Annotated in this window: 8 protein-coding genes; 2 read left to right on the top strand and 6 right to left on the bottom strand. The window is 67.7% G+C overall.

Translation table 11 applies throughout. From position 1 onward, the window contains the following. Positions 1-60 precede the first annotated feature (60 nt). From LzC2_RS21895 to LzC2_RS17370, 3 genes are all read right to left on the bottom strand, one after another. Positions 61-3,579, bottom strand: coding sequence for a sulfatase-like hydrolase/transferase (locus LzC2_RS21895; protein ID WP_206678771.1), 3,519 nt, complete (start codon positions 3,577-3,579; stop codon positions 61-63). 58 nt (positions 3,580-3,637) lie between these two features. Beyond that, on the bottom strand, positions 3,638-4,681 hold the full coding sequence (locus LzC2_RS17375; RefSeq protein ID WP_171189290.1) for a galactitol-1-phosphate 5-dehydrogenase: 1,044 nt from the start codon (positions 4,679-4,681) through the stop codon (positions 3,638-3,640). A 127-nt stretch (positions 4,682-4,808) separates the two neighbouring features. Further along, positions 4,809-5,987, bottom strand: coding sequence for a XylR family transcriptional regulator (locus tag LzC2_RS17370; RefSeq protein ID WP_171189289.1), 1,179 nt, complete (start codon positions 5,985-5,987; stop codon positions 4,809-4,811). A gap of 278 nt (positions 5,988-6,265) precedes the next feature. Here LzC2_RS17370 and LzC2_RS17365 point away from each other — a divergent pair, with 278 nt between their 5' ends. Both LzC2_RS17365 and LzC2_RS17360 read left to right on the top strand, forming a co-directional pair. Then, the gene (locus LzC2_RS17365) at positions 6,266-7,774 is read left to right on the top strand and encodes a sulfatase (RefSeq protein WP_171189288.1); all 1,509 of its coding nucleotides are present in this window, start codon (positions 6,266-6,268) and stop codon (positions 7,772-7,774) included. A gap of 202 nt (positions 7,775-7,976) precedes the next feature. Further along, positions 7,977-8,639: a DUF3124 domain-containing protein gene (locus LzC2_RS17360; RefSeq protein WP_171189287.1), complete on the top strand. Its 663-nt coding sequence runs from the start codon at positions 7,977-7,979 to the stop codon at positions 8,637-8,639. Between the two features lie 30 nt (positions 8,640-8,669). Here LzC2_RS17360 and LzC2_RS17355 read toward each other — a convergent pair whose 3' ends face one another. The 3 genes from LzC2_RS17355 to LzC2_RS17345 are packed head-to-tail and all read right to left on the bottom strand — an operon-like array spanning position 8,670 to position 10,944. Beyond that, complete coding sequence (locus tag LzC2_RS17355) at positions 8,670-9,536, bottom strand: hypothetical protein (RefSeq protein WP_174977616.1); 867 nt, start codon at positions 9,534-9,536, stop codon at positions 8,670-8,672. A gap of 49 nt (positions 9,537-9,585) precedes the next feature. After that, positions 9,586-9,876 (bottom strand): putative quinol monooxygenase, encoded by a 291-nt coding sequence (locus LzC2_RS17350; RefSeq protein ID WP_171189286.1) that lies wholly within the window; start codon positions 9,874-9,876, stop codon positions 9,586-9,588. 57 nt (positions 9,877-9,933) lie between these two features. Further along, positions 9,934-10,944 carry a zinc-binding alcohol dehydrogenase family protein gene (locus LzC2_RS17345; protein ID WP_171189285.1) on the bottom strand — a complete coding sequence of 337 codons (1,011 nt, stop codon included), beginning with the start codon at positions 10,942-10,944 and terminating at the stop codon, positions 9,934-9,936. Between the last annotated feature and the right edge of the window lie 192 nt (positions 10,945-11,136).

The raw sequence follows: 11,136 nt of genomic DNA, 5'->3' as shown, positions 1-11,136 counted from the left end.
CCCTCACCCCCAGCCCCTCTCCCCCAAAAGGGGGCGAGGGGGGATGGATGCCGGATCGAACTATTCCGATTTCAGCTTCTGCAGTTCCTCGTACATATTGAAACGCTTCGGGAAGCGGACGCCGGTCTCCGTCGCCCAGGCTTCCCACAGACCGACGAGTTCGTCCCGCAGTTCGGGGCGTTGCTCGGCGAGGTCGTTCAGTTCCGTCGGGTCGTCGCTCATGTCGTAGAGTTCCCACGGATTGCGATACTCGCGGACGAGCTTCCAATCGCCGCGGCGGACGGCGGCGTTGCCTTCGTGCTCCCAATAGGTCGGTTCGGTATGAATCGGCGTCCGATCGCCGGCCAGCAGGGGGGTGAAGGAGCGGCCCTGGAGGGGCGGCATGTCGGCGGGATATTCGGCGCCGCTGAGGTCCGTCAGCGTGACCATCACGTCTTGCAGAGAGGCGTATTCGCGAACGAACCCGCCGCGGTCGGCCTCCGGCACGCCGGCCGGCCAGTGGGCGATGCACGGCGTGCGGGCGCCGCCCTCGTGGACGAAGTGCTTATATTTCCGATAGGGCGTGTTGCAGACGCCCGCCCATTGCAGCCCGAGCCGCGGGCCGCCCGTCGTTTCCAACGGCGGATTGAGAATCGCTCGTTCATCACCGCTGCCGAACTTCCCGCCCTCCTGACAGGCGCCGTTGTCGGAGAGGAATAAGATCAGCGTGTTCTCGAATCGGTCGGTCTCGCGCAGGTGCGAGACCAACCTGCCGACGTTCTGATCGATGGAGTCCAGACAGCCGGCGTAGGCGGCCATGACGGCGTCCTGCTGATCGCGGCGTTCCTCATCCAGCGAGTCCCACTTCGGCCCCGGGTGCGGCGCCGGGCGGACCTCCTCGCCGATCAGCCCCATCGCCCGCTGACGTTCGTTCCGCTTCGCCATGATCGCCCGATAACCCTCCGTATATCGCCCGCGGTACTTGCGGAAGTCCTCCGGCTTGACGTTCAACGGCCAGTGCGGGGCGTTATAGGCGAGGTACAAGAAGAACGGCTCGTCCTTCGGCGTCTCGTCCAGATACTCGATCGCCTTGGTCGTGAAGGTGTCGGTCGCACAGAAGTCGTCCGGCACGGGGGCGTCGTCGTTCCCCTCCGTCAGACCGCGATCGCCGCCGGGTTGAAAGTAGTTGATCGCCCCGCTGAGGCAGCCGTAATACTTCTCGAAGCCGCGTTGCAGAGGCCAGGTGTCGCGGCGGGCGGCGCCGAGATGCCACTTGCCGGACATCAGCGTGCGATAACCGGCGGGCTTCAACACTTGCGCCAGCGTGACGCAATTGTCGTTCAGATAGCCTTGATACGGCCCGACGACGCCGGTTTCCTGGCCCGGGGGGAGCGTCATGTGGCCGATGCCGGCCTGATGCGGTTGCAGGCCGGTCAGCAGGCTGGCCCGCGTCGGGCAGCAGCGGCCCTGATTATAAAACTGCGTGAACCGCAGCCCGCCGGCGGCGAGGGCGTCGAGATTCGGCGTCTCGATCTCCCCGCCGTAACAGCCGATGTCCGAATAACCCATATCGTCCACGAGGATCACCACCACGTTCGGCCGACGGCCGGACAATGCGGAGGTTCGAGCGTCTGGCCGGCCCGCGGCGGCCGGGAGGTCGATCAAACCGGCGTCCTGGGCGATCTGCCGCAGACGCTCGGCCGGGATCTTCGCCACGGCCCGGTCGTAGGTCAGCAGGCCGTTGATCTCGCCTTCGACGTCGGTCGTCTGGGTATAAATGCCCGCGGCGACGCCCTGCTTCTTCAACTCGCCGAGGCGACGGATCGACTCCGCGAGGCGGTCGACATATTCGTCCTTCGTCTTCGGCAGACCGCCGTAGCCCCAGTTGCGTGTCTCCTCGTTCCACAGGTGGCCTTTGACCGGCCAGCCGTGGCCGCCGAACTCCCCGACGACCTTCACGAACGGATCGAACCGGGGTTCGTCCGTGTTAAAGAACGGGTGCGGATAGGTGTGCTCGTCGGCGATATCTCCGACCGGGGCGAAGTTCCCGCCGCTGGCGACGTTCACGATGCGGGTCGGGTCGTATTCCTTCAACCACCGGCCCACTTCGGCGGTGCGGTGCTGGCCCCAGCGTTCGTTGAACGGCACCCAGCAGACGATCGAGGGATGCACGTCCAGGCCGTCCACCATGCCTTTTAATTCACGCATATACTGCTCATGCGCGGCGTCGGGCCAGTCGGCGTCGATGCGTAGCTCGGAGAGGTCTTCGGTCCGCTCCGGCTGGCCGGGATAGTTATCGGCCAGTCGATGCCAGCGGGGCCACTCGCCGGCACCTTCGTCCCTGCCCCCGCTGGGTTGATCCTGCCAGACCAGCATGCCGACGCGGTCGCAGTGGGCGTAATAACGCCGGGGTTCGACCTTGATATGCTTGCGAATCATGTTGAAGCCGGCCCGCTTCAACCAATCCACGTCGGACTGCATCGCCTCGTCCGAGGGCGGGGTGAGCAGCCCGTCCGGCCACCAGCCCTGATCGAGCGGCCCCCAATGAAACAGCGGTTCGCCGTTGAGCGTCAGCCGCAGGTCGCCGTTCTCGTCCTTCTCCGTGCCGACCTCGCGGACGCCGACGTAGGACTGCACCGTGTCGACGACGCGGCGACCGTTCAGCAGTTCAATTTTCAGGTCATAGAGATGGGGCGACGCGGGCGACCAGAGCTTCACGTCCGGGATCGTGAACGTCACCTCGCTCGCCGGGGCGGAGGGGGAACTCATCGCGGTCGCGACTTCATTGCCATCGTCCAGCACGGTGATGCGGGTGGAGGCCTCGGCGGACGTCTTGCCGTCGAAGACGATCGAGGCGGCGACCGTGCCGTCGATCGTCGTTTTGAAGTCCACCGCGGAGATCGCCGCGGCGGGGACGCGCTCGGTCCAAACGGTCTGCCAGATGCCGGAGACCGGCGTATACCAGATGCCGCGCGGCTCCATCATCTGCTTGCCGCGGAGTTGGTAGGCGCCGGCGGCGTCGGTCGCGTCGCGAACCTTCACCACCAGCGACGCCGGCCCGTCTGCGTTTGAACCCGAAGACGCGGCGAGAGCCTTGGAGACGTCAAAGCTGAAGGGCAGGTTCCCGCCGACATGCGTGCCGACGGAGACGCCGTTCACCCAGACTTCGCAGGCGTAATCGACCGCTTCGAAGTGCAGCAGCGTGCGTTCGCCGGGCGTCGCGTCGGTCGGCGTCGGGATCGTGGTGCGATACCAAAGCGCCTGATCGGCGTTGAGCCGGCGGCCGACGCCGGACAGCGGGGCTTCGAGGGCGAACGGAACGAGGATCTCGCCCTCCCACTCGGTCGGCGGATCGGCGTCGCCGGGGGTGACGGCGTATTGCCACAGGCCGTTCAGGTTCTGCCACTGCGGCCGCACCATCGTCGGCCGGGGATACTCGGCCCAGGCGGAGTCCGGTTCGACCTGCTCCCCCCACTCGGTGAGCATCGAATCCTGTACCGGCGCCCACTCCGCCGGGGCGGCCCCGGGCGCCGGGTCGGGCGCGGCGGTCGGGATGAGGGTCGCCAGACCGGCGACGGCGAGCGTCAGGGGGAACGTCATCGTGAGGCTTCGATGCGTGGGGAGCGGCGGCGGCGGGAAACGACGGCGGTCGCTTCAATTACGGCGAAAGGGTCGGGTCGAGGATCACCTTCATCGCCCCCGGTTCGCCGTCGTACAGGCGGGCGAACCAGTCGGCGCCCTGCTCCAGCGGGGCGGTCGCGGTGATGAGGTCCGCAACCTGGATCGCTCCGCTGGCGAGCAGGTCGATGCAGGCGGGGTATTCGCCGCTGGAGGCGCAGGTGCCGAACAGCGACAGCTCGCGGGTGACGACCGATTGCAGGGGGAACTCGACCTTGGGGGCGAGGTTGCCGACCAGCGTGATCGCCCCGCCCTTGCGGACGGATTCGATCGCGGTCGTGACCGTCGGCGGGGCGCCGACGACTTCGAACGCCACGTCGGCGCCACGGCCTTCGGTGAGGGCGCGGACCTCCGCGGGCACGTCGACTTCGTTCCCCTTCAACGTCACGGTCGCCCCGAGGGCCTTGGCCCGGTCGAGCCGCGTGGCGTCCAGATCGACGGCGATGATCCGCGTGCAGCCCGCCAGCTTCGCGGCCTGAATCGTCAGCAGACCGATCATCCCGCAGCCGACGACCACCGCCGTATCGCCCAGCTGGATCGGCGTGCGGGCGACCGCGTGCACGGCCACGGAGACGGCTTCGATCATCGCCGCGTGCTCGAAGGGCAGCCCCTCGGGCAGCTTGTAGCTGACGTGCTCGGGGACGGAGACGTACTCCGCGAAGGCGCCGTGCCGGCGGTAGTCGCCGCAGGAGACGCCCAGCACCTGCCGGTTCTCGCAGAGGTTGATCTGCCCTTTCCGACAGAAATGGCACGTGCCGCAGGAGACGGTGGAATCGAACGTCACGGCGTCGCCCGGCGTAAAGCCGGTGACTTCGGAGCCGACCTCGGCGACGACGCCGGCGGCTTCGTGGCCCATCACCAGCGGGGGGATGCGACGGCCGCTGCCGCCGTCGTAGCCGTGCACGTCACTGCCGCAGATCCCGCAGGCGCGGACCTGCACGAGCAGATCGCGCGGCCCGATCGTGGGCCGGTCGAAGTCGGTGACCTCAAGGTGTTTGAGGTCGGAGAGCAGGAGCGCCTTCATGGTTCTTACCGGGATCGGAGGGGGCTTAAGCGTAACGTCCGATCGGTCCTCGAGCCAACCGAACGCCGGACGCCCTGAGATCAGGCGTCAGTTCTCATCGGACATCTGGCGCCGGACGCGCCGCGTCTCAACCGTCGAGGACGCCCGAGGCCCGCGTGGGACCGGCGGCGGCGTCGGCGCGGAACTGGCCGGGCGTCATCCCGGTGATCCGTTTGAAGACGACGTGCAGGTACTCGGGATGTTCAAACCCGCACAGGGCGGCGATGCGTTCGACGGTCAGTTCGGTGGTTCGCAGCAGTTCGCAGGTGCGTTTGACCTGCACCTGTCGAATCTCCTCCTGCGGCGTGCGGCCGAGGTGTTTGCGGACCTTCCGTTCCAACGTGCTGCGGGAGACCGAGGCGTTGCGAACGACGTCGTCGACTGAGATTCCACGGCAGGCGTGCTGACTGATGTAATGCAGCGCCGCGGCGACGCCTTCGTCGGGGATCGCCACGGTATCGGTCGACTGCCGCGTCGCGACGCCCAGCGGCGGGAGCAGTTCCGAAGTCTCCGGGACGGATTCGCCGCGCATGCGGGCGGCCAGCAGTTCGGCGGCGCGATAACCGACGCCCTCCGCATCCGGGATCACGCTGGAGAGCGGCGGGGAACTGAGCCGGCAGAGCACGTCGTCGTTGTCCACGCCGATCACCGCGACATCCTCCGGCACCGCGAAGCCCCGCGCCGCGCAGGCGTCGAGCACCTGCTGGCCGCGGACGTCGTTGCAGGCCATCACCGCGAACGGCCGGGGGATCGCGGCGAGCCAGTCGCCCAGCCGATCCTGATCCTCGTCCCAGGTCAGCGTGCCCGGGCCGTACCACGGCACGTTGTGCAATTCGCAGCAGTCGCCGGGATTGCCCAACTCGTTCAAGTAATCGACGAAGCCGCGTTCGCGGCGATCGGACCACGCCTCGCCGGCGAATCCGCAGAAGGCGAACCGGCGATAGCCGCGCTCGTGCAGGTGCTCGGCGGCGAGCCGCCCGATCGCGCCGTCGTCGCTGCGGACGTGGGCGCGCCCCTCCTCGCGGTCGGTGATCTCGACCAGCGGCAGCCCCGCCGACGCCAATTCCGGGCTGGTCGCCCGGGAAATCACCCCGTCCCCGTCCCACTTGCTCAGCCATGCCGGCGGCGTGCGCGTCAGGTCGCGTTGCTCCAGAAACACGGACCAGTCGTCATGCATCCGCATGAAGCGGGTGATCCCCGCGAGCACATCCCGGCCGTACCCGCTGGAGGTCTCCACCAGCAACGCCACCCGCTTGCGAGCGGGCATCGCCGCCCGCGATGCGGCCGGCCGAGAGGTTCGGCGGTCGGGATCGAGATCGGTAGACAAAGGCTCGGCGTGAAATATCAAAATCGGCGGGCGTCGCCCGGCAAGCCGGAGAGACGAACGTCGGTCCAACCCGGGCGAGGCGATTCCATGGTGACGGAGTTTCGCTCCCGCGGGAAGTGGTTCCGCGCCGCCGAGGTCGCTTCGGCGAGATCGCGGTCCCGTCAGCGTTAGACTGGGGCGTTAGACTGCGAAACATCACTAAGAACCGGAAAGTCGCCATGACGAACCCGCCGCACGCCTTCTTCCGACTTCTCGCCCTGTGGTGCGCAGCGCCGACCCTGCTCGCCGGGTTCGCGGGATTCGGCCAAGCCGCGGAGTTCGCCCCGGCCGACGAATCGCGTCCGCCGAACGTGGTGTTCGTCTTCGCCGACGACCTCGGTTGGAAGGACGTGGGCTATCAAAGCGACGGGTTCTTTGAAACGCCGCACCTCGATCGGCTCGCCGAGGAGGGCATGACGTTTACGAACGCCTACGCGACTGCCGGGAACTGCGCCCCCAGCCGGGCCTGTTTGCTGTCGGGGACGTATACGCCGCGGCATCACGTCTTCGCGGTCGGCAGCACGGACCGCGGGCCGAGGAAGCATCAACGGCTCATTCCGATCCCGAACCGCAGCGGCCTGCCGGCGGAGAACGTCACGATGGCCGAGGCGATGAAGGCCGCCGGCTACGCGACCGGGCACTTCGGCAAATGGCATCTGCTGGGCAAAGACGGCGCCCTGCCGACCGAACAGGGGTTCGACGTCTCTTATAACTCCTACGGCGAAGGGCCGACGAAGGAGGGCTGGCAGGGCAACAAACCCGGCCCGCCGACCGATCCCAAGGGCGTGTTCTCCATGACGGACCGAGCCGTCGAGTTCATGACGGCGAACCGCGACCGGCCGTTCTTCTGCTACCTCGCCCATCACGCGATTCACACGCCGCTGCAGGCGCAGACCGAAACGCTGGCGAAGTTCAAAGCCAAGCAGGAGGCGACGCCCGACGCCCCCGCCGGCGCGCTCTATGCGGCGATGACCGCGGACCTTGATGAAAGCGTCGGTCGATTAATGCAATCATTGGACGACCTCGGCTTGGCGGAGAACACGCTGGTCGTCTTCACCAGCGACAACGGGGCAACGCCGGCTTCCTCGCAGGAGCCGCTGCGGGGCAATAAAGGAGGCTATTATGAAGGGGGCATCCGCGAGCCGTGCGTGGCCTGCTGGCCCGGCGTGATCGAACCCGGCAGCGTTTGCGATACGCCGATCACCAACGTCGATTTCTATCCGACCTTCGTCGACGTCGCCGGCGCCCAGCCGCCCGCCGGGAAGGTTCTCGACGGCGAGAGCCTCCTGCCGCTGTTCCAAGGCGGGAACCTGCAACGCGAGGCGATCTTCTGGCACTTCCCCGGCTATCTGGATCGGCCGGTGACGCGCGGGCGGCCCGCGGACGTGGCCCTCGGCTTTCGGACCCGGCCGGTCAGCGTGATTCGCAAAGGCGACTGGAAGCTGCACCTGTTCCTGGAGGAATGGACGCTCGACGGCGGCCGCGACGCCCTCCCCGCGAACGGGGCCGTCGAGCTTTATGACCTGTCCGAGGACATCGGGGAGCGGAACGACCTGTCGCAGTCGAACCCGCAGAAGCGGGACGAATTATTGAACGACCTGCTGGCCTGGTTCGACGCGGCGGACGCCCCCCTGCCGACGGAGCGCAATCCCAAATACATACCGGGCGAGCGGGCGACGCCAAAATAGATCGCGGTTTCAGACTTTGATCCGTACCAACCCGAAGCGTCAGCGAGGGATCCGACGTGCGCAGCACGTCGGCCCGCGACCGACGCCCTCGCTGACGCTTCGGGTTGGTACTCAAGCCGCTTCTAGGACGCCGCCCCGACGATACGATGTGCCGACGCGGGGTCGGTTCCCGCCCCCTCCCTCCGACGTTCGACCCGCCACGATGGCCCCGATCAGCGAACAGGACGCCGACGCGTTCATGCGACATTTCAAAATTCTGACCGCGATCTGCATCATCGTCCCGGGGGGCTTGGCGATGCTGGGGGCGCTGTATCTCGACCACCGCCTGACGCCGGTCGAGGACGGACTGCGCTACAACGATCCCGAGGCCGCCGCCGGGGACGCCTCCGGCGCCGCCGGCCGCGGCGGATCGGGGGCGGAGGTGCCCGTGCACCCAGCCCGCGGGCAGACGGTATACGTCCCGGCGTATTCGCACGTGTACCACGAGAAGGGCGACGCCCACCTGCTGACCGTCACGCTGTCGGCCCGCAACACCGACCCGGATCGCGATCTGGTGCTCACCCGCGTCACCTACCACGGCACCGACGGGTCGCAGGTGCGGGCCCTGCTCAAGCAGCCGCTGCGACTGGGACCGCTGGCGTCACGGGACTTTCTCGTCGAACGCGAGGACACCAGCGGCGGCAGCGGGGCGAACTTCCTGATCGAATGGGTCGCCGCGGAGCCGGTCAGCGAACCGGCCTTCGAAGCGGTGATGATCGACACCCGCGGCGGCCAGGGCATCTCCTTCGTCCGCCCCGGCATCGTCGTCCGGGAAACGACCCGCGAATCGACGACCGTCCCCGACGCGGCGGCGGCGGCGGAGTGACGGCGGCAGACTGACGACGGCGGCGCCGGTTTATCGCTTCGGCGCCGGCTCACTGTGGCGCTTCAACCAGGCTCGCGCCCGGTCGCGAGACGGGCTGTCCCGGTGCATCCACAGGTCCGTGTGCGGGTGGATCACGCCGCCCTCCGGGATGTCGAAGATCTCCGCGACGGGCGGGCGCAGCAAGGTGAACGTCGCCAAGCGAGGATGCTCGCGGAGGAACTCCGTCCCGGCGCCGCTGGCCAGCGCCGGCCGGCCGTTCAGGCGACTCAGACGGACGAGCGCCGCGTCGCGATCGCTGTCGGGGTAGGGCCAGGTTCGGTCTCCGTCGAAGTGATCGTGGGTGAACATCCCGCGCCACAGCGAGGCGATCTCGTCGTCCGCCAGACCGATGTAGCCGGCGGCGATCGCCCCGCGGGAGAACCCGCAGAAGAACACGCGATCCGGGTCGCCGCCGAACTGCGCACAGATCCGGGGCACGTTCCGTTTGCAGTAGTCGACGGTCGCCTGCCGATCGCCCCACCAGGTGACTTCGTTCCGCCGGCCGTCCCGCGCGACGTACGGCATCGAGACCCAGATAAAACCCTTCCCGCCGGTCAGGCCGTAGCCGAGGTTCGCGTCCTTCGCCTCGCCGGTCGAACCGCACGCGGGATATTTGTTGCCGGTATATTCCACGATCACCGGATAGACCCCGTCCGGCGTCCAGTCGATCGGGAGATAAAGAGCGTGATAGACCGCGGTCCCCGCGTACTCCGGCGCCGTCTGACGCACGCTTCGCCCCGCGGCGGGGGCGTCGTCGGTCATCGCGGGCGTGACGAGCGTCTCGGGCGCGACGAAATCCCCGCCGCACGCCGCCGGCGCCGCCGCGCCGGTCAGTAACAACGCATAAACGATCGACATGGCGCGGCTTCGAGAGGTGCGGGGAGGCCGATCGGAAGGGGAGGGCCGATCAATCGACGCGGCTCATCTCATACAGCTTCAATTCCGCAACGGCGCCGTCGGTCGCTTCCTGGAACGCCTTGAGGTGCGGGGCGTTCATATGCGCCTGCCACAGCTCGCGGGACTCCCAGTTCTCATAGAACATGAAGTGAACCGGGTCTTCATGGTCCCGGTGCAGATCGTATTGCACGCAGCCCGCTTCTTTCAGCGTGATCGGGACCAGCTTCTCCGCTTCCGCCCGGACGAAGTCCGCCCGATCCGGCTCGGCGTGAATATGGGCGACGATGGTCAGATGCGACACGGGAGACTCTTCAACAGGGGGAAATAAGCAGGTGGAAATAAACAGAGCGGAAGACCGTCAGCGGCCCAATCCGTCGAACACCGTCTTGCCGATCGCCCGGCCGCTTTCCTGAAACGCGTGGGCCTCGGTCAGGGCGTCGACGGTCAGGGCGCCGGCGTGTTCGTAGACGGTCGGAAGCAGGCTGCCGTCGTCCAGCATCGCGGCGACGCGATTGAGCAGATCGTGCTGGACGTGCATATCCGCGGTCTGAAAGACCGGGCGGGCGAACATATATTCCCACCCGACCGACAGCGCCTTCTTCTTCAGCGGCTTGATCTCCAACGCAGGCGGGTCGTCGATCACCGCGATCCGTCCGCGGGGTTTGATCAACTCGGCCACGGCGTCGAAATGGTCGGCGGTGTGCGTCAGGCAGGCGACGTACCGCGGGGCGATGCCCAGCGTGCTCAGTTCCCCATCCAACGGCTTGCGGTGGTTGACGATGTGGTCGGCGCCCATCGTTTCGACCCAGGCCACGGTGTCCGGCCGCGACGCCGTGGCGATCACCTTCAGTTTGGTGAGCCGCTTGGCGAGTTGAATCAGAACCGAGCCGACGCCCCCGGCCCCGCCGATCACCAGCAGCGTGTCGCCCTTCCCGCCGCCCTCCGCGACGCCCAGCGTGTCGAACAGCAGTTCCCAGGCGGTGATGCAGGTCAACGGCATGCCGGCGGCGTCGGCGAAGTCCATCGAGGTCGGCATGCGGCCGACGATGCGTTCGTCGACGAGATGGAACTCCGCATTCGTGCCCGGCCGGGAGATGTCCCCGGCGTAGAACACCTGATCGCCGGGGCGAAACCAGGTGACCTCCGCCCCCGCTTCCGCGACCACGCCGGCGCCGTCGAAGCCGAGGATCCGCGGGCCGTTTTCCGGTTCGATCCCGGCTCGCACCTTCGTATCGACCGGATTGACCGACACGCCGCGGACCTCCACCAGCAGATCGCGCGGGCCGGGGGTCGGGCGTGCGGTCTCGAACGCGATCAGAGCGTCGTCCGCGTCGATCGGCCCGGCGGCGGCGTAGCCGATCGCTTGCATCGCCTGTTTCGGAAGGGCCGGGGGAGTGCGGGCGTCGTCGGCGCCTCGCGGAAGAGCGCCAAGATACTGCCCGCGACGACCCTTCCCAAGGAGCGGCGCCGGGGGACGAACCCGACGCATGAGACGAACGAGCGATCGGCGACGCAAACGGACTCCCCTCTCCCCCCGGGGAGAGGGGCTGGGGGGTGAGGG

It is taken from the genome of Alienimonas chondri, assembly GCF_013036045.1.
Lineage (GTDB): Bacteria > Planctomycetota > Planctomycetia > Planctomycetales > Planctomycetaceae > Alienimonas > Alienimonas chondri.
This window is presented reverse-complemented; position numbering and strand designations above follow the sequence as displayed.

What these genes read in the sequence shown, in the direction of transcription:
- LzC2_RS17355 (WP_174977616.1), bottom strand. Translation starts at nt 9,536, where the DNA reads ATGTCGATCGTTTATGCGTTGTTACTGACCGGCGCGGCGGCGCCGGCG.
- LzC2_RS21895 (WP_206678771.1), bottom strand. Translation starts at nt 3,579, where the DNA reads ATGACGTTCCCCCTGACGCTCGCCGTCGCCGGTCTGGCGACCCTCATC.
- LzC2_RS17345 (WP_171189285.1), bottom strand. Translation starts at nt 10,944, where the DNA reads ATGCAAGCGATCGGCTACGCCGCCGCCGGGCCGATCGACGCGGACGAC.
- LzC2_RS17370 (WP_171189289.1), bottom strand. Translation starts at nt 5,987, where the DNA reads ATGCCCGCTCGCAAGCGGGTGGCGTTGCTGGTGGAGACCTCCAGCGGG.
- LzC2_RS17375 (WP_171189290.1), bottom strand. Translation starts at nt 4,681, where the DNA reads ATGAAGGCGCTCCTGCTCTCCGACCTCAAACACCTTGAGGTCACCGAC.
- LzC2_RS17365 (WP_171189288.1), top strand. Translation starts at nt 6,266, where the DNA reads ATGACGAACCCGCCGCACGCCTTCTTCCGACTTCTCGCCCTGTGGTGC.
- LzC2_RS17360 (WP_171189287.1), top strand. Translation starts at nt 7,977, where the DNA reads ATGGCCCCGATCAGCGAACAGGACGCCGACGCGTTCATGCGACATTTC.